The sequence below is a fragment of the Sulfurovum sp. MH2-6 genome, from assembly GCF_058374785.1.
Genome location: NZ_CM178170.1, coordinates 265,733 through 288,920, shown reverse-complemented (window position 1 = coordinate 288,920; position 23,188 = coordinate 265,733). Strand labels below are relative to the sequence as shown.

General features: G+C 45.1%; 26 protein-coding genes. 9 read left to right on the top strand and 17 right to left on the bottom strand.

Features of this window, described 5'->3' with window-relative positions; translation table 11 throughout:
- Positions 1-37: 37 nt before the first annotated feature.
- Both AC4JOV_RS01425 and AC4JOV_RS01420 read right to left on the bottom strand, forming a co-directional pair.
- Positions 38-262 (bottom strand): hypothetical protein, encoded by a 225-nt coding sequence (locus AC4JOV_RS01425; RefSeq protein WP_229936902.1) that lies wholly within the window; start codon positions 260-262, stop codon positions 38-40.
- A 25-nt stretch (positions 263-287) separates the two neighbouring features.
- Positions 288-506 (bottom strand): hypothetical protein, encoded by a 219-nt coding sequence (locus AC4JOV_RS01420; RefSeq protein ID WP_229936903.1) that lies wholly within the window; start codon positions 504-506, stop codon positions 288-290.
- Positions 507-582: 76 nt separating this feature from the next.
- Between AC4JOV_RS01420 and uvrB the strand changes: the two genes are divergently transcribed.
- The 4 genes from uvrB to AC4JOV_RS01400 all read left to right on the top strand — a co-directional run bounded on the left by uvrB (position 583) and on the right by AC4JOV_RS01400 (position 6,012).
- A complete protein-coding gene (uvrB, locus tag AC4JOV_RS01415) occupies positions 583-2,556 on the top strand; it encodes an excinuclease ABC subunit UvrB (RefSeq protein WP_229936904.1) in 1,974 nt (657 codons plus the stop codon).
- A gap of 109 nt (positions 2,557-2,665) precedes the next feature.
- Complete coding sequence (locus AC4JOV_RS01410) at positions 2,666-4,753, top strand: RNA degradosome polyphosphate kinase (RefSeq protein ID WP_256444097.1); 2,088 nt, start codon at positions 2,666-2,668, stop codon at positions 4,751-4,753.
- Positions 4,754-4,837: 84 nt separating this feature from the next.
- The gene (locus tag AC4JOV_RS01405) at positions 4,838-5,362 is read left to right on the top strand and encodes a gamma carbonic anhydrase family protein (protein ID WP_229936905.1); all 525 of its coding nucleotides are present in this window, start codon (positions 4,838-4,840) and stop codon (positions 5,360-5,362) included.
- Positions 5,362-6,012 carry an EI24 domain-containing protein gene (locus tag AC4JOV_RS01400; RefSeq protein ID WP_229936906.1) on the top strand — a complete coding sequence of 217 codons (651 nt, stop codon included), beginning with the start codon at positions 5,362-5,364 and terminating at the stop codon, positions 6,010-6,012. The genes AC4JOV_RS01405 and AC4JOV_RS01400 overlap by 1 nt, the downstream gene beginning before the upstream one ends.
- 96 nt (positions 6,013-6,108) lie before the next feature.
- Here the strand turns inward: AC4JOV_RS01400 and AC4JOV_RS01395 are convergent, their stop codons facing one another.
- From AC4JOV_RS01395 to rpe, 3 genes are read right to left on the bottom strand one after another with little or no spacing between them, the layout of a single operon-like run.
- Positions 6,109-6,912 (bottom strand): 3'-5' exonuclease, encoded by an 804-nt coding sequence (locus tag AC4JOV_RS01395; RefSeq protein WP_229936907.1) that lies wholly within the window; start codon positions 6,910-6,912, stop codon positions 6,109-6,111.
- Positions 6,896-7,507: a phosphoribosylanthranilate isomerase gene (locus tag AC4JOV_RS01390; protein WP_229936908.1), complete on the bottom strand. Its 612-nt coding sequence runs from the start codon at positions 7,505-7,507 to the stop codon at positions 6,896-6,898. Before AC4JOV_RS01390 ends, AC4JOV_RS01395 begins: the two co-directional genes overlap by 17 nt.
- An 18-nt stretch (positions 7,508-7,525) precedes the next feature.
- Positions 7,526-8,167 carry a ribulose-phosphate 3-epimerase gene (gene rpe, locus AC4JOV_RS01385; protein ID WP_229936909.1) on the bottom strand — a complete coding sequence of 214 codons (642 nt, stop codon included), beginning with the start codon at positions 8,165-8,167 and terminating at the stop codon, positions 7,526-7,528.
- 234 nt (positions 8,168-8,401) lie between these two features.
- Here rpe and rpmB point away from each other — a divergent pair, with 234 nt between their 5' ends.
- The 5 genes from rpmB to dbpA all read left to right on the top strand — a co-directional run bounded on the left by rpmB (position 8,402) and on the right by dbpA (position 12,732).
- Positions 8,402-8,608 (top strand): 50S ribosomal protein L28, encoded by a 207-nt coding sequence (rpmB, locus tag AC4JOV_RS01380; protein ID WP_229936910.1) that lies wholly within the window; start codon positions 8,402-8,404, stop codon positions 8,606-8,608.
- A gap of 27 nt (positions 8,609-8,635) precedes the next feature.
- Positions 8,636-9,766 carry a potassium channel family protein gene (locus AC4JOV_RS01375; protein WP_229936911.1) on the top strand — a complete coding sequence of 377 codons (1,131 nt, stop codon included), beginning with the start codon at positions 8,636-8,638 and terminating at the stop codon, positions 9,764-9,766.
- Positions 9,767-9,826: 60 nt separating this feature from the next.
- Positions 9,827-11,017: a bifunctional glutamate N-acetyltransferase/amino-acid acetyltransferase ArgJ gene (gene argJ, locus AC4JOV_RS01370; protein ID WP_229936912.1), complete on the top strand. Its 1,191-nt coding sequence runs from the start codon at positions 9,827-9,829 to the stop codon at positions 11,015-11,017.
- 35 nt (positions 11,018-11,052) lie between these two features.
- Positions 11,053-11,286: an HP1242/YdcH family protein gene (locus AC4JOV_RS01365; protein WP_229936913.1), complete on the top strand. Its 234-nt coding sequence runs from the start codon at positions 11,053-11,055 to the stop codon at positions 11,284-11,286.
- Between the two features lie 84 nt (positions 11,287-11,370).
- Complete coding sequence (gene dbpA / locus AC4JOV_RS01360; protein WP_229936914.1) at positions 11,371-12,732, top strand: ATP-dependent RNA helicase DbpA; 1,362 nt, start codon at positions 11,371-11,373, stop codon at positions 12,730-12,732.
- Here the strand turns inward: dbpA and AC4JOV_RS01355 are convergent.
- From AC4JOV_RS01355 to AC4JOV_RS01300, 12 genes are all read right to left on the bottom strand, one after another.
- Positions 12,729-13,346, bottom strand: coding sequence for a DedA family protein (locus tag AC4JOV_RS01355; RefSeq protein ID WP_229936915.1), 618 nt, complete (start codon positions 13,344-13,346; stop codon positions 12,729-12,731). The two genes, dbpA and AC4JOV_RS01355, sit on opposite strands and share 4 nt — an antisense overlap.
- Positions 13,347-13,454: 108 nt before the next feature.
- Positions 13,455-14,390, bottom strand: a complete 936-nt coding sequence (gene accA / locus AC4JOV_RS01350; RefSeq protein ID WP_229936916.1) for an acetyl-CoA carboxylase carboxyl transferase subunit alpha — start codon at positions 14,388-14,390, stop codon at positions 13,455-13,457.
- Positions 14,391-14,399: 9 nt separating this feature from the next.
- Complete coding sequence (locus AC4JOV_RS01345; protein WP_229936917.1) at positions 14,400-15,617, bottom strand: beta-ketoacyl-ACP synthase II; 1,218 nt, start codon at positions 15,615-15,617, stop codon at positions 14,400-14,402.
- A 95-nt stretch (positions 15,618-15,712) separates the two neighbouring features.
- On the bottom strand, positions 15,713-15,943 hold the full coding sequence (acpP, locus tag AC4JOV_RS01340) for an acyl carrier protein (RefSeq protein ID WP_229936918.1): 231 nt from the start codon (positions 15,941-15,943) through the stop codon (positions 15,713-15,715).
- Between the two features lie 140 nt (positions 15,944-16,083).
- Positions 16,084-16,587, bottom strand: a complete 504-nt coding sequence (locus AC4JOV_RS01335; protein WP_229936919.1) for a hypothetical protein — start codon at positions 16,585-16,587, stop codon at positions 16,084-16,086.
- Positions 16,584-17,549 carry a hypothetical protein gene (locus tag AC4JOV_RS01330; RefSeq protein WP_229936920.1) on the bottom strand — a complete coding sequence of 322 codons (966 nt, stop codon included), beginning with the start codon at positions 17,547-17,549 and terminating at the stop codon, positions 16,584-16,586. Before AC4JOV_RS01330 ends, AC4JOV_RS01335 begins: the two co-directional genes overlap by 4 nt.
- Complete coding sequence (locus AC4JOV_RS01325) at positions 17,542-18,219, bottom strand: ABC transporter ATP-binding protein (protein WP_229936921.1); 678 nt, start codon at positions 18,217-18,219, stop codon at positions 17,542-17,544. The genes AC4JOV_RS01330 and AC4JOV_RS01325 overlap by 8 nt, the downstream gene beginning before the upstream one ends.
- Complete coding sequence (locus AC4JOV_RS01320; protein ID WP_229936922.1) at positions 18,216-19,397, bottom strand: ABC transporter permease; 1,182 nt, start codon at positions 19,395-19,397, stop codon at positions 18,216-18,218. The genes AC4JOV_RS01325 and AC4JOV_RS01320 overlap by 4 nt, the downstream gene beginning before the upstream one ends.
- Complete coding sequence (locus AC4JOV_RS01315) at positions 19,387-19,647, bottom strand: hypothetical protein (RefSeq protein ID WP_229936923.1); 261 nt, start codon at positions 19,645-19,647, stop codon at positions 19,387-19,389. Before AC4JOV_RS01315 ends, AC4JOV_RS01320 begins: the two co-directional genes overlap by 11 nt.
- A gap of 18 nt (positions 19,648-19,665) precedes the next feature.
- Positions 19,666-20,334, bottom strand: coding sequence for a nitrous oxide reductase accessory protein NosL (locus tag AC4JOV_RS01310; protein WP_229936924.1), 669 nt, complete (start codon positions 20,332-20,334; stop codon positions 19,666-19,668).
- 60 nt (positions 20,335-20,394) lie between these two features.
- Positions 20,395-21,144: a nitrous oxide reductase accessory protein NosL gene (locus AC4JOV_RS01305; protein WP_229936925.1), complete on the bottom strand. Its 750-nt coding sequence runs from the start codon at positions 21,142-21,144 to the stop codon at positions 20,395-20,397.
- A gap of 8 nt (positions 21,145-21,152) precedes the next feature.
- Entirely contained in the window at positions 21,153-23,141 is a 1,989-nt protein-coding gene (locus AC4JOV_RS01300) for a TonB-dependent receptor (RefSeq protein ID WP_229936926.1), read from the bottom strand.
- Positions 23,142-23,188: the final 47 nt, after the last annotated feature.

The window sequence follows — 23,188 nt, the reverse complement described above, 5'->3', positions numbered from 1 at the left end:
ATGCCTTTTTTGAAATTACAGTTTTTCTAAAAGAATCTTAAGAGAGACTCTCGAGCGTTTCGATCAGCAGTTCGATCTCACTCTCATAAGAGGTTGCCTGCTTTGCCAGGCGGAGATAGGCTCTGAGCAACGCATCGGGTTTGTTGTCTTTGTGGAGTTCAACACCTGCTTCTTCCAAGTCTCTATAGACAAAGTCAGCAAATTCATCTTCCAAATTGATGTTGTAACGATGACCGGAGATCGTCAGTCCGACCTGTTTCATGGCAATTCCTTTCGGTGATAAAACCCTAGTCTAGGAGTGTCTCAACCTGCGCAATGATCTTCTCGATCTCTGCATCTTTCTCTTCAAGTTCACGCTTTAGGCTTTCGATCTGTAAGGCCTGTTCTTCTTTGGAACCGCTTGCATTTTGCAGTTCAATCTTCAATTGTGCATTTTCACTTTTGAGTGCTTCAAAATCCACTCTCCACTGCTCGATCTTCGCTTGTAGTCTTTGTAATGCAGACATACTCTTCTCCTTGATAATTGGTTGTGTTATAATAGCAGAATTTTAACAAGAATCAAGAGAAAAATAAAGGTATTTTGTGTCCAAATTTTCTGTAAGCAGCCCCTATAAACCTTCCGGAGATCAGCCAGGCGCGATCGAAGCTTTGAGCAGTTCCATCCTCGCAGGCAACCGCTATCAGACACTCCTGGGTGTAACAGGCTCGGGAAAAACATACACCATGGCAAAAGTGATCGAAAAGACACAAAAGCCGACCCTGATCATGACACACAATAAAACCCTGGCTGCACAGCTCTATAGTGAGTTTAAAGCCTTTTTCCCAAACAACCATGTCGAGTACTTTATCAGCTACTATGACTACTACCAGCCGGAAGCCTACCTGCCAAGACAGGACCTCTTCATCGAAAAAGACAGTTCGATCAACCAGGAGCTGGAAAGACTGAGACTCTCTGCGACGGCTTCACTGCTCAGTCATGATGATGTGATCGTCGTAGCATCCGTCTCAGCCAACTATGGGTTGGGTTCCCCTGAGGACTATAAAACGATCGTCCAGAAGCTCTGTGTAGGAGAAGAGTATGACCAGAAAGCGCTGCTGCTCAAGCTGGTCGATATGGGATACAAACGCAACGATGAGTACTTTGACCGCGGAAACTTCCGCGTGAGCGGAGAGGTGATCGACATCTACCCGGCCTACTCGGAGGAGTTCGCCATACGCGTAGAGTTCTTCGGAGATGAAGTGGAGGATATCTATACCTTCAACTCCCTCACCGGGGAGAAAGATGAACACAAAGAGGAGGTCGTCGTCTACTCAGCCAACCAGTTCATCGTAGGAAAAGAGAAACTCGCCCGTGCGATCAAAAGTATCGAAGAGGAGCTGGATGAGAGACTGGCATTTTATCAGAAAGAGGAGCGTCTCGTAGAGTATAACCGTCTCAAGCAGCGTACCGAGTTTGATCTTGAGATGCTGGAGGCCACAGGGATATGTAAAGGGATCGAAAACTACTCACGCCACCTTACAGGGAAAAAACCGGGAGAGACCCCCTACTCGATGATGGATTACTTTGAGGCGATGCATGATGACTACCTGGTGATCGTCGATGAGTCACATGTCTCACTCCCGCAGTTCCGTGGGATGTATGCGGGGGATAGAAGCCGTAAAGAGGTACTGGTAGAACACGGTTTCCGTCTCCCCTCAGCGCTGGATAACAGACCGCTCAAATTTGACGAGTATATCAACAAAGCACCGCACTATCTTTTCGTCTCTGCCACACCGGCCCAGATCGAAGGGGAACTCTCTTCGGTAACCGCAGAACAGGTGGTACGTCCCACGGGACTGCTTGATCCCGAGATAGAGGTCATTGACAGTACCTACCAGGTAGAAGACCTGCATGACAAGATGAAACCTGTGATAGAACGGGGGGAACGGATACTTGTCACTGTACTCACCAAAAAGATGGCCGAAGAGCTTACCACCTACTACAATGACCTGGGGCTGAAAGCACGCTATATGCACTCCGAGATGGATGCGATCGAACGTAACCAGACCATCCGTTCGCTACGTCTTGGTGAGTTTGATATCCTGGTAGGGATCAACCTTCTCAGGGAAGGACTTGACCTGCCGGAGGTGAGCCTGGTAGCGATCCTCGATGCAGACAAAGAGGGGTTCCTCCGCTCCACTACCTCACTGATACAAACTGCCGGACGTGCAGCCAGAAATGCCAACGGTAAGGTACTGATGTATGCCAAAAAGGTGACAGAATCGATGAAAACCACGATCGAAACCACACAGGCAAGGCGACAAAAACAGATAGAGTATAACAAAGCGCACAATATCACACCCAAAACGACGATCAGGGAGCTGGATACCGACCTCAAAGTCGAAGACGCGGGCGAACTCTATAACAAACGCAGCAAAATGGACAAAATGCCGAAAGCAGAGCGTCAAAAAGTGATCAAGGAACTTAAAGCCAAGATGCTTGCAGCAGCCAAAAGTCTTGAGTTTGAAGAGGCAGCAAGGCTGCGTGACGAGATCGCCAAGATCAAAAAGCTCTGATCATTCGTTATCGGTCGGTTTACAACTTTTGTTATAATACGCGCAGTAAATAATGTGGGAAGATAAGTTTTTTTTTCGATTTCCACTAGAAACGACAAAAGGATACACCGTGTCAATGGATCTAAATTCATCACAACTCTATTTTAACCGTGAACTCTCATGGCTGCAGTTCAACTCCCGGGTACTCGCTCAGGCACTCGACGAGAATCTTCCACCGCTTGAGAGGCTGAAGTTTATTGCGATCTACGGAACCAATCTTGATGAATTCTACATGATACGTGTTGCAGGGCTTAAATCCCTCTACTCTGCACGCATCCAGGAGACCGGACCTGACAAGCTGACACCCGGTGAACAGCTTGAGGAGATACGTAACTACCTTCATAAAGAGCATGAGACATTAGAGTCATGCTACAACTCGATCGTCTCTGAACTCTATACCTATGGCGTCAATATCAAAAACTACAATACCCTCAACACTAAAGAGCAGGCACAGGTCAAAGAGATCTTTCTCAATGAGATCTATCCGGTCATCATCCCGATCGCCGTAGATGCAACCCACCCTTTCCCTCACTTGAACAACCTCAGTTTCGGTCTGGCACTCACGCTGAAAGATGACTCCAATCAGATCAAGCACGGTCTGATCCGTATCCCGCGTATCCTGCCTCGATTTATCCAGCTTGAGCATACTTTCGTACCGATCGATACGGTGGTGGAGTATTTTGCGTCCGAACTCTTTCCTGGATTCAAATGTATCGCCTCTACTCCGTTCAGGGTTACCAGAAATGCCGATATCGAGATCGAAGAGGAGGAAGCCGATGATTTTCTTGAGATCCTCCAGGAGGGATTACGCTCAAGAAACAAAGGCTCATTCATCCGACTGGAACTGCTTGATGAAGCAAATAATGACCTGGTGCAGTTCCTTCTCTCTTACCTGAACCTCGATCAGGAAGATATCTACGCCTTCAAATCCATTCCTCTTGACCTTGGAAGCCTCTGGCAGATCGTGGGAGAGAACTCCCTTTCACACCTTGTGCTTCCTACTTTCAGTCCGAAAGTACTGCCGCCGCTTGACAGCGAAGATATCTTTGAAGCCATAGACAAACAGGATATCCTGCTCTACCACCCGTTTGACAGCTTCGATCCCGTCGTCAAGTTCATCTCCCAGGCTGCTGCAGATCCTGATACACTGGCGATCCGTATGACACTCTACCGTGCCGGTCCAAAGTCACCGATCGTCAAAGCGCTCATCGATGCAGTACGTGACGGGAAACAGGTGATGGTACTGGTCGAGCTGAAAGCACGTTTTGATGAAGAGAACAACCTTCGCTGGGCCAAGCTGCTTGAAGAGGTAGGCGCACATGTCGTCTATGGAATCCCTGGCCTTAAAGTGCATGCAAAGATCGCACAGGTGATCAAACGCAAAGGAAAGAAACTGCAAAGTTATGTACACCTTGCGACAGGAAACTATAATCCGAGTACGGCAAAGATCTACACGGATGTGTCCTACTTCAGCTCCAAGGAAGAGTATGTAAAAGATGCGACAAACTTTTTCCACTTCCTTACAGGTTTCTCTACCTATACCAAGCTGGACACACTCTATATGGCGCCGACACAGATCAAACCGAAACTGCTCCGCCTCATCGAAAAGGAGAGCCGTCACGGCAATGAAGGGCATATGATCCTCAAAGCCAACTCCCTGGTAGACCAGGATATCATCAAAGCACTCTATAAAGCCTCCCAGGAAGGGTGTAAGATCGATCTGATCATCAGAGGAATCTGCTGTCTGAAACCGGGGATCAAAGGGGTGAGTGAAAATATCACGGTTCACTCCATTATCGGTAAGTACCTCGAACATCCCCGTATCTACTACTTCAAGCATGCAAAGACAACATGCTACATCTCCAGTGCCGACCTGATGCCGCGTAACCTGGTAAGACGTGTAGAGTTGATGACACCGATCACGGAAGAACACCATACACAAAAGGTCATTCAGATACTTAAACTGCAGCTTGCGGACAACAACCTCAACTGGAAACTTCAGCCGGATGGCAACTATGTGAAAGTACCGGAACTGGGAAAATCAGTCAATAACCACAAGATACTGGAAGACTACACCAACAAAATACACAACAAATCAAAAAAAGAGACGCCGGACTATGTCAACCGTTTGGCAAACAGACTGCTAAAGGAGAGCTGATCAAAACGCGTAGGGTACGTAATCACGCACCTTGTTCAGATCCCAAAAATAGTGCAAGATGATGCACTCTAAAAAGGAGAAAAAATGTTACTGAAATTTAAAGAGTGGACACCCAAACTGGGTAAAAATGCCTGGGTAGCAGAAGGGGCGACGGTGATAGGACGCACAACCATGGGTGAGGACAGTGCGGTATGGTTTGGATGCGTGGTACGCGGAGATGTACACTATATCTCTATCGGAGACCGTACCAATATACAGGATCTCAGTATGATCCATGTCACCCACCACAAAAAAGAGGATATGAGTGATGGTCACCCTACCGTTATCGGGAATGATGTGACGGTAGGACATAGAGTCATGCTTCACGGATGTACGATCGAAGATGCCTGCCTGATCGGGATGAGTGCAACGATCCTTGACGGTGCAGTGATCGGGAAAGAGTCTATCGTAGGTGCAGATGCACTGGTCACCAAAAATAAAAAGTTCCCTCCGAGAAGTCTGATCATGGGAAGCCCTGCAAAAGTGGTGCGTGAACTCACGGATGAAGAGATTGCAGAACTCTATGCTTCAGCACAACGCTATGTAAGCTTTAAGAACGAATATCTCTAATGCAACGGATTGTTACCAAAAGCCTCCGGGATATCTTCAGTCCCTCAGTGGTCACTTTTGTAGTGAAGATCGCCCTGCTCTCGCTGCTAAGCACCTTCATCCTAAGCTGGATCGCATGGGATCCTCTCTTTGGGCTGATCACACTCTATGCCGGTTGGATACCGTGGGAGTGGCTCACTGCTACGATCACCTCTTTGGCCTCTCTGCTCATAGCCTATACCCTCTTTATCATCATGGTCTCACTCTTTACAGCACTGATGAGTGAAAAACTGTTGATCACGCTGGCAAAAAAACACTACCCCTCTATCCCTGTTACCGGAAGTGCGGATATCACGACCTCCGTGCTCATTACATTGAAATCAAGTGCTGTTTTTATAGGACTGTTTATCCTGCTGCTTCCGCTGCTTTTTATACCGATCCTCGGTCAGGTCGTCATCCTATACCTCTGGTCGATCCTGCTCAAGGATCCTACCGTCTATGATGTCGGCTCTCTCTTTATCAGCGACAAGGAAGTGCTCAAAGCAAAGAGTAAAAAGTCTACGCTCATCGCAATGATCGGATCACTCTTCAACTATCTTCCTCTGCTCAACCTCTTTGCTCCGGTATTTGCACAGATACTCTTTTTACACCATATTTTAAAAGATAAGTAATAAGTAATAAGTAATAAGTAATAAGAGGGTTACATGGTTGGGGTTTCCCCAACCTTAATTGATAAAAGCTTTTCAGAGAAAAGCTTACCATATCTGCTAGCTGTTCCCTGCTCCCCGCTCCCTCTTTCGGCTTCTCTCCTTCCTGCTGGAGGTCGAAAACACGATAAGATCATCTGCACTTCGTACATACTCCGGTACGGTTTCAAAACTCTTTCTCATCACCTGGTAAGCACAGTAGGCATCACTATAGGCCCTGTGGTGGGTTGCTGTCTCGATACCCAAAAAATCTATCAGATAGGCCAGGCCGTAACGCTCACTCTCAAAGGTACGTCTCGCGAGATCAATGGAACAGAGTTTCGGATTGCCCATGTTACCAAGGCCGAAACGTTCAAAAGAGGCATCCAAAAAACTATAATCGAAACTGGCATTGTGTGCCACAAAGACCGCATCCCCCATAAAGTGACGCAATCTGGTCAGTGCCTCTTTTCTACTGGGTGCACCGATCAGGTCCTGAGGTTCTATACCGGTGATCTTGGTGATATACTCCGGCAGGAAAGCACACTCTACAAAAGTCTCGAAACGATCAATGATCTGACCGTTTTTTACCATCACTGCACCGATCTCAATGACCTGGGAGTCTCCCGGTTTACTGCCATTTGTCTCTATATCGACCACGCAGTAACGTTGTTCATAATAGGGAGTAAAATAGGTATCCAGTTGATAACTATTGTCTTCCCTTTGTGAGATAGGATATCCCGATGCCTGCAGAAGGATATAGATCGTATCGGCATCCTCCAGAAGTGTTGTATGCTTAACGGCAATATGCTTATACTGCTCTTCTTTCAACAGACCGCCATGCTTACGAAATGCAATGGTCAGCTCATCAAATACCTTTTGCATTGGCGATAAACTGCTCTACTTTCTTAGGATCTTTTTTGCCTTTAATTGACTCTACCCCTGAACTGACATCGACACCGTAAAAGCCGTATCCCTGCACCTCTTTCACATTTTCCGGCGTAAGCCCCCCTGCCAGAATGATCTTGGAACAGTCTACCCCTTTGAACCACTCGAGGTTGAGGCGTTCTCCTGTCCCCCCGTATGCATCACTGTGGACATCGACCAAACGGTATCTGTGATCGAATTTTTGGATATCCTCAGGACTCTGAACACGTACGACCGGCAATACCTGTTCATGCAGCTGGTCAAGCGACTCTTCATCGACCTCAAAGTGTATCTGTGCACGGGAGATATCGGTATATTTACAGATCGTATCGATCGTCTCGACACCTTCATTGACAAACAGTCCTACCGTTTCTACAAATGGAGGGAGTTTATCAATGATCTTCTTCGCTGCCTCGGGACTGATATATCTTGATGACTGGTTATAAAAAACAAATCCCAATGCATCTGCACCGCACTCTACTGCATAGAGTGCATCTCTTAAGTTGGTAATACCGCATATCTTTACTCTTAGTTTTCTATTTTTTATCTGCACGACTCTACTCTCAACAACTTATTTTAATGATGCGATCGCTTTTTCTACACCCTCTGGATGCTTATAAACATACGATCCGGCCACTACGACATCCACACCTGCCGCTTCCAGCTCTTTGACATTGAGATCATTGACCCCGCCATCCACTTCGATCAGACATTTTGAATTTCTCTTTTCTATCAGTGATTTCAAGCGTTTGGCTTTTTCTATCACTGATGGGATAAATTTCTGTCCTCCAAAACCTGGATTCACACTCATCAGAAGTACCATATCGACATCTTCGAGTAAAAACTCGATCGCCTCGGGCGGTGTATGCGGGTTGAGTACGACAGCCGGACGTATCCCCAGGGCTCTGATCTTTTGAATGAGTCTATGCGGGTGTTTTTCTTCTTCGATATGAAAAGAGATAAATCCCGGTTTCAAAGGGGCGAAAAGATCTACAAAAAAGGTATTGTTCTCTACCATTAAATGAATATCCAACGGTTTGGTGGCAGCTTTTGCTACAGATTCTACCACTACAGGCCCGATCGTAAGGTTGGGAACGAAGTGTCCATCCATCACATCCACATGCACAAGATCGCATCCCCCCTCACAGATAGCCTCTACATCTTTTGCCAATTCTCCAAAATTTGCCGATAAAATACTCGGTGCAACTAACATAACATCCCTATATGATATAATTTGTAGTTATTATAACGAAATATAGATGATAAGATGCCAAATATCGGGATTGAAGGGATCAGAATGATGAAAAAACACTCCTCTCTCTTTGTTAAAATGAACGGATTGTTTATATTAAGCAAAAATTATGGTCACTTACTCTATAATCGCACAAAATATTCGCCCTTTGCATAGACAGGTTGAATTTATCTATAATTTTATAAAGGAAATATCATGGCAAGAAGATGTTCAGTTTCTGGAAAAGGTCCACTTGTTGGAAATAACGTTTCACACGCTAACAACAAGACTAAAAAGAGACAACTTCCAAACCTAAGATCTGTAAAGATCACACTTGAGGATGGTACAACGAAAAGAATCAAAGTTGCTGCTTCTACACTTAGAACAATGAGAAAGAAAGCTGCACAAGCTGCAGCTAACTAGTATCCCACTCTTTCGGGATACACACCTTTGGGTCCGATCCAAAGATTCAAAAAGTTTCTCGGCTGGAGAAGCGCCCCAAAACCGCATATAACACTAAATGATGAATACTACAGTCATTTAGCTCCATTTAGACTCCCTCTTATTCTTACTGTACTGGTAATGCTGGCCGGAACTCTAGGCTATATGGTTATCGACAATTTTCCATTGATGGATGCGATCTATCAAACAGGAATTACCTTTACTACAGTGGGATTTGGTGAGATTAGACCCATCTCGGATGCAGGACGTATTTTCACGATTACATTGATTATCTTCGGCTTCGTTGTATTTTCGATCGCCATAGGTATTATCGCAGAGGTGGTCAAAAAAGGTGAGTTTCAAAAAACTGCTAAGGAGCGTAAAATGCTTTATGAGATTGCAAGACTAAAGCAGCATTTCGTCGTCTGTTATCACAATGAATATACGATTCAAGTGACCACACACCTCAGATCAAACCACATTCCTTTTGTGGTTGTCGATCCCAGAGAGGATATGGAAGAGGTTGCAAAGAAGTATCACTACCCTTACTTTGTCTCTGCTGAACCGCATACAGAAGAGGGGATACTCAAGTCACATCTCTCTTCAGCCAAAGGGGTCATTACCCTGGCTGACAATATCGCTGACAACATTGCAACCATTGCCTCGGTACGACTCTACGAGAGTGAGATCCACAGAGGACAGCCCTACCTGATCATCGCCAATGCAAAAAGCAGCGAGGATGACCAGAAGCTGCTTAAACTGGGTGCCAATAAAGTCGTCACGGCAACAAAACTGCTGGCACAGCGTATCAACGCGATGGCGGCACGTCCGGATATGGAGAACCTGCTTCAGGAGTTCCTCTATAAACAGGACACACCTCTGGATATGGAAGAGGCGAAAGTCTCAAAAACCTCATGGTTGGCACTGAAGAAGATCAAAACAGCAAGACTGCGTGATGTTGCCAATGTTACGATCATCGGTATCCGTCAGAAAGATGATAAGTTTATCCCTATGCCTAACGGAGAGACGATCATCATGCCAAAATCAAAACTTTTGCTGATCGGTACGAGTGAGGGGATCGCTAAAGCGAAAAGTCTGATCAGACGTAAAGAGAAACCCGAAGAGTTAAGGTACGTCTAGCAGACCTTTTCTCTTGCTACCCGATTATTCATATACTATTTATCAAATGGAGAATTAACAATGTATCAAATTACACCTTTAGACAAAGGGCTGGAGAATGTTCAGGGATTTTACTGTGGAGCAACCAATGTCGGCATGCGCACCAACTCCGAGGATGGAGATGTTGCATTTATCCGTTCGGAACTCCCTTGCGATATCAGTGCGGTCTTTACCAAAAACAACTTTCAGGCTGCACCGATCAAACACTTCCAAAAGTACCCGGAGAACTTCCAGACAGACTTCGTGCTGATCAATGCCAAAAATGCCAATGCGATGACCGGTCCAAAGGGCATTGAGGATATCGAGACGATCATGTCAAAACTTGCTGCAAAGATCGATGTACGCAACCCTGTCATGTCTTCAACCGGAGTCATCGGGTACCGCCTTCCAATGGATAAAATCACTTCGGCTTTTGATCTGCTTGACTTCAACGCTAGGGACTCTCACAAAGCTGCACGTGCGATCATGACGACCGACAGCTTCAAAAAAGAACTTGCCTACAGGGTAGAGCTTGGGAACGGAGAGAGTTTCAATATCGCTGCGATCTGCAAGGGTGCAGGGATGATCAACCCTGCGATGGCGACAATGCTCTGTTTTATCACAACCGATGCGGATATCCCTAAGCCTGACATGGATGCCCTGCTTCAGTCAAGTACAGAGCAGTCATTCAACCGTATCTCGGTAGACGGAGATACCTCTACCAACGATACGGTGATGCTGCTTGCAAACAGAACTTCAGGAAACTACCACAGAGAGGCCTTTAAAGAGGTCTTGGAGAAGATCATGTTCGAGCTTGCGATGATGATCCTCAAAGATGGTGAAGGTGCGAACAAACTGGTAGCCTTTGAAGTCAAAGGTGCAAGAAGCGAGGAAGAGGCACGCAGTGCCAGTATCGCCCTCTCAAACTCACTGCTTGTAAAAACTGCACTCTTTGGAGAAGATCCAAACTGGGGACGTATCGCTTCAACGATCGGTGCTTCGGGGATCGCCTGTGATGATGAAAAACTTGTGATCCATTATGATGATCTGCTGATCTATGATCGTGACAACAGAGAGCTTGATAAGGCACGTGAAGAGAAAGCCTATGAGATCATGAAACAGGAAAGCTTCAGAGTCACCTGTGATATAGGGTTGGGAGACGGTGCTTACACCTCTTACGGGTGTGATTTAAGCTATGAGTATGTCAAAATTAATGCAGAGTATAGAACATAAAAGATATAATTATAAAAAAAGAGTAGGAGTAGATAATGCTACACGAATATAGAGATGAAATCAGTGCACTAAAACAAGAGAATGCACACTTTGCAAAAATCTTTGAAAAGCACAACGAGCTTGATCAACAGACAACAGATGCTGATGAAGGAAGACTTCACCTTACAGATACAGAGCTTGAGCAGATGAAAAAAGAGAAGCTTCTTTTAAAAGATGAAGCACTTGCAATGATCCTAAAGTACAGAAAAGAGCAACAAGAAAACGCTTAATTCTTCTACATCTCGCGGGCTTTCATGCCCGTTTTATACACTCTCTCACAATAAATTTTTTCAACTATCTTTACAAAGAAAATCATGGCACAATTTAATACAATCACCGCAATCCCACCTTCACTCTTAACTATACTTAAGACACTTCACTATACAGAGATGACAAAGATACAAGAAGAGAGTATTCCTTCTATACTTGATGGCAGAGATGTTTTGGCTCAATCCAAAACCGGTTCGGGGAAGACCCTTGCATTTGGTTTGCCTTCAATTATCTGTACCGATGTAGCGTATAATAAGCCCCAGACACTCATCATCACACCTACACGTGAACTTGCCGAGCAGGTTGCAACAGAACTGAGAAAAGTGGCTGCATACAAAGCAAACCTGAAGATCCTTACACTCTATGGCGGTGTTCCGCTACGTGCGCAAGCCGACTCTTTGGCAAAAGGGGCACATATACTTATAGGGACACCGGGAAGACTCAAAGACCATCTGGGCAAGAATACACTGCAACTTGATAGCATCAAAACCCTGATACTTGATGAGGCTGACAAGATGCTGGACATGGGCTTCTATGATGAGATAGTAGCTATTGCGTCCAATATACCTTCACCAAGACAGACACTCCTTTTCTCGGCAACTTTTCCTGCCAAGATAGAACAACTGAGCAAAACACTACTCATCCATCCGCTCACGATCAAAGTGGATACAGCGCAGGAAGCTGCGAAAATCGATGAGATCGTCTATGAGACCTCTGATAAGTTTCACACGCTCATCACGCTTATCAATAGCTATAAACCGGCTTCCCTATTGATATTCTGCAACACGAAAGCGGATGTCGTTTCTCTTGCTGACAGGCTCCATTCACTCGGTCACTCTGTTATAGACCTGCAAGGTGACCTGGATCAAAGGGCACGCAACGAATCGGTGATCGCTTTCTCCAATGGATCCAAACGTATACTTGTAGCGACAGACGTTGCCTCCCGGGGACTTGATATCAAAGAGATAGAGCTGGTAATCAATTATGATCTTCCTTTTGACAAAGAGGTCTATACACACCGTATAGGACGGACAGGCCGTGCAGAGGCTTCAGGGAGGGCACTATCACTCTATACGCCTCAAGAGCATTCAAAGTGCAGCTATATCACCTCAATGGCACGAAAGGGTAAACTGGATGTATTACGCAGTGAGCGTGACTATAAAATGCGCTCAGAGTACGATACCCTCTGTCTCAACGGAGGGAAAAAAACCAAGCTCAGAAAAGGGGATGTTCTCGGAACCCTCTGTAAAGAGATAGGTATCGATGCCAAAGAGATAGGCAAGATAGATATCACCGATAACAATGCTTATATCGCACTGCATCATACGGTGATAGAGAAAGTGAAAAAAGCACTCAAAAAAGTAAAAATCAAAAAGAAAAAATATCTCTCCTGGATACTGGACTAATCTCTGTCCAGGATCTTCTGACGTCTTTTATGCCGTACAATATAAAAGAGCGTGATCAACACCACACTCAAAAGGGCGATCAGCGTCGCAGAACGGAGATACTCAGAGATAAGCTCCTCCTGTGATCCAAGCAGATATCCCAGTGTGACCAATACGATCACCCAGATACCCGCACCAAGTCCCGTATAGAGAGCAAATTTTCCCACATGCATGCGTGCCAATCCTGCCGGCAGGGAGATCAGCTGACGAATACCCGGGACAAGCCTGCCATTGAAGGTAGAGAGCTCTCCATGTGTTTTAAAAAACGCTTCGAGCTTATCCATCGTCTTCTCTTTGACGAAAAAGTATCTGCCGTAACGCAGGATAAATGCTCGCCCGACATAGACCGCAAGATAGTAGTTAAAGAGTGCACCGGCCACAGAACCGAAGATACCGGCAAAAACTACCCCGTATAGATTCATCTCACCTTGATAGGCAAGATAACCTGCCGGGATCATTACGATTTCACTGGGAAAAGGGAAAAAGGTACTCTCAAGAAACATGAGCAGAAAGATACCCACATAGCCAAGGTCACCGATATAAGAGACGATGGTTTGTGCTAGTTCATGTATCATTTTTACTCTATTATTTGTTAGAAAATTAAAAAGCGACGAATCGCTTGAGCCCCCTGATGAAGGGGACATAGTCTCAACGAGGAAAATAGACTTTGTCTATTTTATGTTTTATTCAGAAAAGGCGCCTACAGCAGTCAGTCTTTGATAACGCTGCTCCAGAAGTTCATCTTCGCTTAGTTCCCTAAGGGCCTTGACATTCTCCAGGAAGTACGCTTTGATCACCTCTGCCGCGGTATCTTTATCACGGTGTGCACCGATCAATGGCTCTTCAAGCACATCATCGACAAGTTTATGCTCATACAGATCATTTGGTGTGATCTTCAACGCTTTGGTAGCTACCTCTACCTTACTCGGATCGTTCCATAAGATCGCAGAACACCCTTCAGGAGAGATAACAGAAAAGACAGAGTAGCGCATCATCGCAAGCTTGTCAGCCACACCGATAGCCAGGGCACCACCTGAACCACCTTCACCGATCACCACTGAGATCAGCGGTACTTTTACTGCTGCAAATTCAAAAAGGTTCTTTGCGATCGCTTCACTCTGTCCGCGTTCTTCTGCACCCAGACCGGGATAGGCACCCGGAGTGTCTATCAACATCAATACAGGGATATCAAATTTCTCTGCAAGTCTTACTGCACGAAGTGCTTTTCTATACCCCTCAGGATTTGGCATACCAAAGTTTCTTTTGATCTTATTCTTCTGCCCTCGCCCTTTCTGTTCACCGATCACCATCGCTTTTTGATCACCGATCCAACCGATATAACAGAGGATCGCAGGATCATCACGGAAAGCACGGTCCCCATGGATCTCATAAGCATCATGCATGATCGCCTTAATATAGTCCAGTGAATAGGGTCTGTCAGGGTGACGTGCCAGTTGAAGTTTTTGAAAGTCTGAGAGTGAACCGAATGTTTTATTCACCTCTTTTTCCAGATCCTTTTGCAACCTTGCTACACTGTCCATATTGGCAATGGCATGTGCAGATACGATATCTTCTTGTATCTGCTCGATCTTCTTCTCAAACTCTAAGTATGTGGCCATCTTATTTCCTTATACTTTTTTAAAGATCACTACGCCGTTTGTTCCACCAAAACCAAATGAGTTACTCATAACAATGTTAAGGTCAGCTTTTCTCGCTTCATTCGGTACATAATCAAGATCACAGTTTTCATCCGGAGTCGTATAGTTGATCGTCGGAGGAACTACACCGTCTCTCATCGCCATCAAACATGTGACAGCCTCGATCGCACCTGCAGCACCAAGACAGTGCCCGATCTGTCCCTTGATAGAACTTACCGGAGGACAATTCTCTTTGCTTCCAAAGAGCTCTTTAAGTGCAGCTGTCTCATTCTTGTCATTTGCAGGAGTCGATGTACCATGTGCATTGACATAATCCACTTTCGGCTCTCCTGCCATTTTGTATGCCATTTGCATCGCTCTTAGCGGACCGTCCATTGACGGTGAAGTGATGTGGCTTGCATCCCCACTCTCACCAAATCCGACCAACTCTCCATAGATCGTTGCGCCACGTGCTACTGCATCATCATAGCTTTCCAATACCAATGCACCGGCACCTTCACCCATAATAAATCCGTCACGCTCTGCATCAAACGGTCTTGATGCACTCTGAGGATCATCATTACGTGTAGAGAGTGCCTTCATCGCAGCAAACCCACCGATCCCTACTTCACAGATCGCAGCTTCAGCACCTACAACAAGCATCTTGTCAGAGGTACCGACCATAATACTCTTTGCAGCTTCAGCTATCGCATGCGTACCTGCTGCACAAGCCGTAACTGCTGAAAGGTTAGGTCCTCTAAGCCCCTGGTAAATAGAGATGAATCCACCAAGCATATTCACTAATGAAGAGGGAATAAAGAATGGAGAGATTCTTCTTGGCCCTCTGTTTTCACAGATCACAGAGTTCTTCTCAATATTCGGAAGACCACCGATCCCCGATGCGGATACAATCCCGAATCTGTCTTTGTCTGTTCCTTCAGGAAGATTGGCATCATCCATCGCTTCCTGTGCAGCTTTCATTCCAAGCTGGATAAATCTATCCGCCTTTTTTGCTTCTTTTGCATCCAGAACAGTAGACGGATCAAAATCCGTGATCTCTCCTGCAATCTTTACTGAGTGCTTCTCTGTATCAAATGATGAAATCTTTTTGATACCGCATTTACCCTCAATCATTGCAGCAAATGCACTCTCTTTTTCAAGTCCTAGAGAGTTAATCATCCCCAAACCTGTCACTACTACTCTTCTCACTATCTCTCCTGTACAAATAAGATATATATTAACATTTCAAAAAATGCTAAGATCTATCCTAGTTTATCACCCCGTAACGGGGTGCTACAGACGACTTACTCTGCACTCTCGATAAACTTGATTGCATCACCAACTGTAGCGATCGCTTCAGCTTGATCATCAGGGATTTCGATATCGAATTTTTCTTCAAGTGCCATTACAAGCTCAACTACGTCAAGGCTGTCAGCCCCAAGGTCTTCAACAAACTTAGACTCTTCTTTTACCTCGTCTGGGCTTACATTAAGTTGCTCAACAACTACTTCTTTTACGTCATCAAATAGTGCCATTTGATTTCTCCTTTTTAGTTTTAAATGCCCCTAAGTATAGCTAAAAAATGATAAAAAGGAGTTAGTAGAAGAGGCAAACGAAGAAATTGTCTTCCTCATCACTTGAGGAAGCTCTCTATTGTCGACAAAAAGTTACATCATTATTTGCCAAGAAGTGATTTCTTGACAAACGGATCATGAAGATGCTTCCCCTGTAGCATCAGAAGTTTCATCTCTTCATAGGAGATAAGCCCCTCTTGTTTATGCTCATAGGCAGCAAATCCGTACCCCATAGGTGAAGGTGCCGTACGTGTATACCATGCCTTATCCACATCGATCCAGTGACCCGTATCCAGTGTTTTGGTAATCACCTTTTGAGTTTTGATCTTACGCCCCTCAAGCCAATCCACCACACACCCGATATCATCAAAGAAGTAGGTATCCCCTTCCGGGGTAATGATCTGTGCACTATACTCCATCTCCTCTATATCCATACTGCACTCTGAACACTGATACTCTTTGGGCTGGATCACTACAGGTTCATAGGCGGTATTCCCCTTATAAACATAGCGAGCCCCCTGGTCAGTCCCCAAAGAGAGCAGCAGAATGATAATGATTGCGATCACGATCGCAATCGTAAGCAGGTTCATCATAAACTTTTTCATAAAAATACTCCGTTATTTAGATAATAGATTCCCACATAACTGCTGCAGAGCAGTACGAACAAAGTAAGCAATCCTATCGAAACTTTTTTGAGTTTCAATGCATCCTTCTGAAACAGACCTTCGATCACGGCACTCTCTATCGCAAAAAAGGTACCGGTAAAAAGCAGTCCCCATACTGCATATCCTACATAATGGTACTCTCTCTGCAGCATACAGAACGGACACCTATGTGTAGGAAGTTCATAGATATACGTACCGAAAAAATAAACAATACTATAGTATGAAATCAGCGCAAAAAAGAGACTGACTGCTGCCCGCATCAGGTACTGCTGAGAGAACAGCATTAAAACCAAAAGCAGATAAAGCAGGTAAAAGAGTATCAAAAGTTTCTGCATATCAAGGCCGAAAGGCAGTCTGTTGCCCCCTATCTCCCCAAAGATCACAGAGCAGCAGCTGACGGGATTCGTCGTATCGATATGGCTGAAGTAGAGGATATCCAGTACCAGTTCTGCACTCAAAAAGAGAAAGATCAGAAGATAAAACCAGGACTTGAACTTCATGTAGGGATAACGTTTCCCCTCCAGGTCGATACGGTTCACCCTAAGCCAGAGACCGCTCAAAAAGAGTATCATGATCTTTAGAACCAAGAGGGGATCACCATACTCATTCGCATCGATCACTCCTGCAGCACACATCGCACCGGGCACCAGAAGTGAGAGTACATCAATGGTATAGGCAAAGTAGGGAAGCAGAAGCATCTTGAGTCCAAGGACAAAAAAGATAATGCTCATGACCAGATAGGATCGGTTCTCCAGAGCAAACTGTCTCTCCGTAAAGTGATCAAAGTTCCACCCCTTCAGGATACCCAAAGTCGCGATCGCTGCGATCAGCAAGAGGAGGTAAAGTACCATTTCAGAGAGGAGGTAGACGATCACCTCACTGCTTAGGAGTATCTCATTCACTGATACTTCCTATGACACCATCCTCCATATGTACCACTCGGCTCTCAAAAGGCAATGTCTCAAAAAGCGGATCGTGTGTTGCCACCACAATGGTCTTACCCGCTTCATGCAACTCCTGAATCGTTTCAATAAACTTGAGTGAGTTTTCCCTGTCAAGGTTGGCTGTTGGCTCATCACAGAGAATAACTTTGGGATCATGTACCAATGCTCTTGCGATCGCACAACGCTGTTTCTCCCCTCCTGAGAGCGAAGAGACATCCTGGGATGACTTATGAAGGATCGAGGCACGCTGCATACTCTGCTCCGCCATCTTGTGGATCGTTGGGATATCCAGACCGCTGTTGATCAAAGGAACGATGACATTCTCTTCTACGCTCAATGATTCGATCAGGTTAAAGTGCTGAAACACCACTCCGATCGTCTTTGCCCGGTAGGCTGATGCATGCAGGTCAGGCAGTTTGGAGACCAGTTCCCCCTCTACAACGATTTTCCCGCCGCTTGGACGATCGAGTGCTGCCATAAGAGAGAGTAGCGTTGACTTTCCGCTTCCGCTGATGCCGCTCAGGATCACACACTCCCCCTCCTCTACCTCAAGGTCAATCGATCTAAGGGCCTGAAACAGCTTCTCCCCCTCGCCGAAATTTTTACTGACATTCTCAATCTTTATCATCGCATCGCCTCTTTAGGTGGTATCACAGCGATCCGCCAGGAGGGGATCAATACTGCGGCAAAGAAAGGTACCGCATAGAGCAAAAAGAGAGAGCCCAATATACCGAACTCTATCACCGGAACCAACACTGCATGATTCACCAGGTTTGCACCGCCCAAGAATATCTCTATCAAGATCGGTGCGCCAAGGATAAAGACATACACATATGCCAAAACCACACCTATGATAAAACTTGTGATCACAAGGATCAAGGTCTCATAGAACTTCAACTTCAGGATATCCCTGATACTCCAACCGACTGCCCTTAGGATACCTATCTCTTTTCTCTCTGAAGAGTAGACCATAGAGTACCTCTGATACAAGATCAGCATAAAGGTAAGCAAAGCGATAATATAGAGAATCAAAAAGATACCGCCTTTGTAGTTGTAGAGATTCTCATAGGCTTTTTCTACCTCTCTCTTCTCTACCACTCTGATATCATAGGCAAGCAGATGCAGCTTACTGATGACATTGTCCCACTCTGCCTCGTTGGGTACATTAAACGTAATATCTGTCACCTCATCCTCATCCAGTCCGAAAATCTCTCGGGCAAGATCAATAGGCATAATGATCATATCATTGGCAAGCAGATTCAGTGAGCCTGGCAGTACCTCATAGAGTTTCACCTTTTTAAATACCCCCTGGGGCGTCTTAAATGAAAAACTGTCCGTATAGTAGTGTGTTTTCAGAAAGGCTTTCACCCCCTCCCCTACGATCATACTCTCACTGCTGAAAAACTGCTTCAGGTCAATACCTTTGACCAATCTCTGCAATGCCTTAGAACCCTGTACATCAAAAAAATCAATCCCTACGATCCAGAAAGATTCTTCGCGTGGGGCATAAAAGTAGCGGCCGTGTACCCGGGGTGTCACATCCGATACCCCTTCAATATCAATGATCTGATCCACCCAGCTAAGCGGAGTCGTCACCGGTCTGCCTGCCTCTACTCTTTTCACAGTGAAATCCGCCTGCGCATCGATCGTCTCTTGCAGCGTATGTTGCAGCGAGCTGGAGATAAAGAGCACCGAGCTGATAAGCGTGATAATCACGATAGAGATCAACATCACACCTATATGCTTGATCTTCTGTTTAAAAAGCAGCAGGGTGAGGAAATATAAAAACGGAGACTTATTCGGCATAAACAAAATCCATTCTATTGAGTGACTGCATCTGAGGAGAAGCAGGATGCCCTACCTTCTCACCCAAGACCTTCGGTTCATAAAAGGCCGTACTGAGCGAAGGCGATGCAAAACCGGTCACTGCTACAAGGTTAGAAAAAAGCTCTTTTTGAGATGTTCTCTCCAGAAGAAAATAGTGACCCAGCATCATACCTGTCACAGCACTCAACACTCCTACTAGCGTAATAAACTGCTTAATCAAATCTCTCAACTCCTTGTCAATCTGTTATTAAAGTCCATCAAGTGCCATCACCATCATATCGGTGATCTCATCAAACCGAAGGATCTTCTTTCCCTGATGTTCGCGGTTGAATGTCTCTGCCGACTCCAGTGTTTTAAAGGGGATCAATTCACGTCCCATCGGTCCATAAACATTCGAATCATAGACATAAAATGCACGCTTGGCATCAATCCCTTCCAACGTATAGTAGTCTGTTACCTGTATCACGGTGATCTTCTTGCGGTCATAAGGAAAGTTTCCATCAAAGATATAGTATTTCATCATATCTTTCACACCATCGAAGTAGTAGGTCTCTCCCTCATAGGTCATTGAAGCCGCCCATTTAGGATATTTTGCAACGAACATCCCGCATACAGGGCACTTGGCATCATTTGGTACATGGATATGCCCTTTGTTTGCCTTCATGCTGCCGTTGCTGATATAGTAGGCAACTGCTTCCAGTTTGCTTTTTGAGAGAGGAGGACATGCATGTGACTCCTGAATCTTCACTATCAATTGCTCGATCGTACCAGTAGCTGAGGGAAGTTTATCAATCTCGCACAGACTCTTGGCAATCTTCTCGCCTTTTTGTGTCAGTTTGATCATTTTGGCCTGAGTGAACTCATTGGCAAAAAGCGGAAGTAAAAGTATAGGGAAAATAAAAATTGTTTTTTTCAAGTGGCACCTCTGAAGAGCGGGTAAAACCCGGACTCTTGAAATTTAGGTAAAGTGTAGCATCTATCGGCTTTGAAGATAAAGCCCGACAGCCTGCAGCTGTTTAGGATTCAATCCTTCACAAAGTTTATTGGTCACAACAAATGTTTTGGCTTCAGCTACAGTCTCAAACGACTGATCTGTTTTTTGACACTTTTGGGTATAAAGTTTCTTCCCCATTTCACGCATTTTGACACGTTTTTTATCAACCATTTCAGTGTCATTCTGGAACTCTTGCTGTGCTCTCTGGAGAGCACCGTCAAAGTTGGTCACTTCCCCTCCATTGATTTTTACAAAGGTTTCAGCCTCAGCTTTGTCGGCAAAGGCATATTTACTGGTCATAGTCATTGTACCTTTTTGGCGGCTCCCTACGACATAGTGTGCTTTAGAAGCATCAATGAACTTCAACGTACTGACATCCACAACTTTGATCTCTGTCGGCTTTAGCCCCTTGGTGATATCCTCAGCCAGACAGTGGATCGAACAGTACTGTTTTACTTTACCGTCAATAGTCGCTGCATGATTGGTCTTATAGAACATCGGCAGATTCATACCGCAATTTGGACAGAATGCCTTTGCATCTCCCGATTGAAGAAGCGTTGCTTCAGAGGGCGAAACACTCTGAAACATCTTCATCATCTTCTTTGGTTTTTCAACCTGCACCTTACCTGCACATTTTCCGGAAGCGCATTTGCCCGGAGCACACTTCATCTCAGCCTGAGACAAGCTTGCCAGTGCCATCAACGCCGATACAATCCATAAGACCTTTTTCATTTTCACTCCTAAAATTTATATTTCAGATTCGCATAGAAGTAGCGTCCGGGCTCGTTGAGGAGCATCACATCATCACTGCCTGATACACCAAGAAGTGTCAGGTCTTTATAGGTATTGGCTGTCGCATAAGTGTTGTCAAAAACATTATCGACACCTACGGTCAACTCAAAATGATCGTTGAACTGCTTCGTTCCTTTAAGGTTCACCACAGCATAGGCATCAAGTTCCTGCTCACCGTTATCCTCGTCATAATTGCTCCATTCATCCGCCGCAACTAATTCTGCTCTGAAACTTAATGTATCATCATACAGATAATTTACCGCTGCATTGACCTTCAAAGGCGGGATTTCAGGTAAGTCAGTGTCTGTCTGCCCTGTCAGAGGATCATCTTTTTTACCCCTTTGGTAAGAGACTCCATAGTCAAAATAGAATGATTCGCTTGCGATGTAGCTTCCGCTGAACTCCACACCGTAGATGGATGCATCCACATTTTCAAAAAGATGTTCTCCTCCTACTGCATCCGAATTGTAGGCGATAAAATCTTTCAGCATACTGTAGAATGCTTTGGCTTTGAAGGTTGCATTTTCAAACTTCTTTTCCATACCCAGGTCAAATTCATAGTTTTTCGTGTTATCCAGAGTCGGTGTACCTTGCTGCTTTCCGCTCATTCTGATATAAAGCTCTCTTGCATCAGGTACTCTGGATGACTTCCCGATCCCTGCGAAATATCTGGTATTTTCATCCGCATGATAGGTTCCGGAGATAAATCCGTTGAGTTCACGGTAATCATTGCTTGGATCTGCAGCATTTCCTGAAGTAATCTCGGTATCATCATATCTCAACCCAAGGTTCCACTCAAGCTTGCCTGTTCTGAAGGTGTCTTTCACAAAGAGTGCATAGTTTTCAGTATCAACATCATCAAGACTTATAGGACCCGGTGTACCGTTAGTATAAAACCTTCCATTCCAGTTTCTCAGGCTGTAGTCCAGTCCGGCTGTGATCAGATGGCCTTCCATATCAAAGCTGTTTTTGATCTTGGCTCCCTGCATTTTCGTATCAAGCCAGTGTGTTTTTTCCTTTGTAATATCTGTTGCCGCTTTACGGTAGATGGTTGACATCGGATGGTCCACTTCTGACTGGTAGAGCTGCAGGTCCAGTTGTTTGGAGTATTTGCCGAGATCTTTGGCTGTGTACTCTATATTGAAAATATCCGAATCATCATAGAGGGCATCCATCTTTGAAGAGGGGTAAAGGATATCATCGCTTCTGTTTCCCGTATAGCTCAATCTCAGCTCCTGATTGTCTGCTATTTCCCAAAAGAGTTTTGCCATGACAGTTTTCTTCTCAAAGGCATCCATATCTCTGTATTGATCCTGATATTCGAAATTGCCCGGAGATTGCTTCTCGATCTGCTCTGCAAAATCATCACCATTCCCATCTTCATACTGTTCACCCTTTTCAGTTGAAGCACTGATCAGGAACTTCAGCGTATCCGTCCCCCCGCTGGCAGAAAAAGAGGCCTTTCTATATCCCCAGCTTCCTGCATTGAGGTTGACCTCACCCTCAAACTCTTCAGACGGTTTTTTGGTATGAACCTTCACATCTGCACTCAGTACGCCGGTATCCTCTACGTTATAAGGCCCTTCGGTCATTTCGATATAGTCAATATTGTTCGTCAGGATATGTGAAATAGCCGGATCCATTCTATTCGGACAGGCACCAAAGACTTTTGCCCCATCGATCGTCACGTTGATATTGTCTTTCTTCTGTCCTCTCACGATGATATCATTTGAGATACCGCTTCTTCTCACAAGCCATACACTTGAAGACTCTTTGGCCAACCCTTCAGCAACGTCTGCGGACTTGATCTCCTCCCCGCTTACATCCTTGATCACCTCAGTATCTACTTTTCCCTCTATTTCTATCTCATCCAACACTACCGGTGCAGCTTGAATAGCCATCGCAGTCAATAGCGAAAGTCCGATTACCTTCCTCATTCCTTATACTCCTTATTTTATATGCTTATAAGTAAACCGAAAAAGTG

Coding starts and splice junctions, on each gene's coding strand:
- AC4JOV_RS01355 (WP_229936915.1), bottom strand. CDS start 13,346: ATGATACATGAACTAGCACAAACCATCGTCTCTTATATCGGTGACCTT.
- argJ (WP_229936912.1), top strand. CDS start 9,827: ATGTATCAAATTACACCTTTAGACAAAGGGCTGGAGAATGTTCAGGGA.
- AC4JOV_RS01305 (WP_229936925.1), bottom strand. CDS start 21,144: ATGAAAAAGGTCTTATGGATTGTATCGGCGTTGATGGCACTGGCAAGC.
- AC4JOV_RS01300 (WP_229936926.1), bottom strand. CDS start 23,141: ATGAGGAAGGTAATCGGACTTTCGCTATTGACTGCGATGGCTATTCAA.
- AC4JOV_RS01365 (WP_229936913.1), top strand. CDS start 11,053: ATGCTACACGAATATAGAGATGAAATCAGTGCACTAAAACAAGAGAAT.
- dbpA (WP_229936914.1), top strand. CDS start 11,371: ATGGCACAATTTAATACAATCACCGCAATCCCACCTTCACTCTTAACT.
- acpP (WP_229936918.1), bottom strand. CDS start 15,943: ATGGCACTATTTGATGACGTAAAAGAAGTAGTTGTTGAGCAACTTAAT.
- rpmB (WP_229936910.1), top strand. CDS start 8,402: ATGGCAAGAAGATGTTCAGTTTCTGGAAAAGGTCCACTTGTTGGAAAT.
- AC4JOV_RS01425 (WP_229936902.1), bottom strand. CDS start 262: ATGAAACAGGTCGGACTGACGATCTCCGGTCATCGTTACAACATCAAT.
- AC4JOV_RS01320 (WP_229936922.1), bottom strand. CDS start 19,397: ATGCCGAATAAGTCTCCGTTTTTATATTTCCTCACCCTGCTGCTTTTT.
- AC4JOV_RS01400 (WP_229936906.1), top strand. CDS start 5,362: ATGCAACGGATTGTTACCAAAAGCCTCCGGGATATCTTCAGTCCCTCA.
- AC4JOV_RS01420 (WP_229936903.1), bottom strand. CDS start 506: ATGTCTGCATTACAAAGACTACAAGCGAAGATCGAGCAGTGGAGAGTG.
- AC4JOV_RS01335 (WP_229936919.1), bottom strand. CDS start 16,587: ATGAAAAAGTTTATGATGAACCTGCTTACGATTGCGATCGTGATCGCA.
- AC4JOV_RS01395 (WP_229936907.1), bottom strand. CDS start 6,912: ATGCAAAAGGTATTTGATGAGCTGACCATTGCATTTCGTAAGCATGGC.
- AC4JOV_RS01325 (WP_229936921.1), bottom strand. CDS start 18,219: ATGATAAAGATTGAGAATGTCAGTAAAAATTTCGGCGAGGGGGAGAAG.
- rpe (WP_229936909.1), bottom strand. CDS start 8,167: ATGTTAGTTGCACCGAGTATTTTATCGGCAAATTTTGGAGAATTGGCA.
- accA (WP_229936916.1), bottom strand. CDS start 14,390: ATGGCCACATACTTAGAGTTTGAGAAGAAGATCGAGCAGATACAAGAA.
- AC4JOV_RS01405 (WP_229936905.1), top strand. CDS start 4,838: ATGTTACTGAAATTTAAAGAGTGGACACCCAAACTGGGTAAAAATGCC.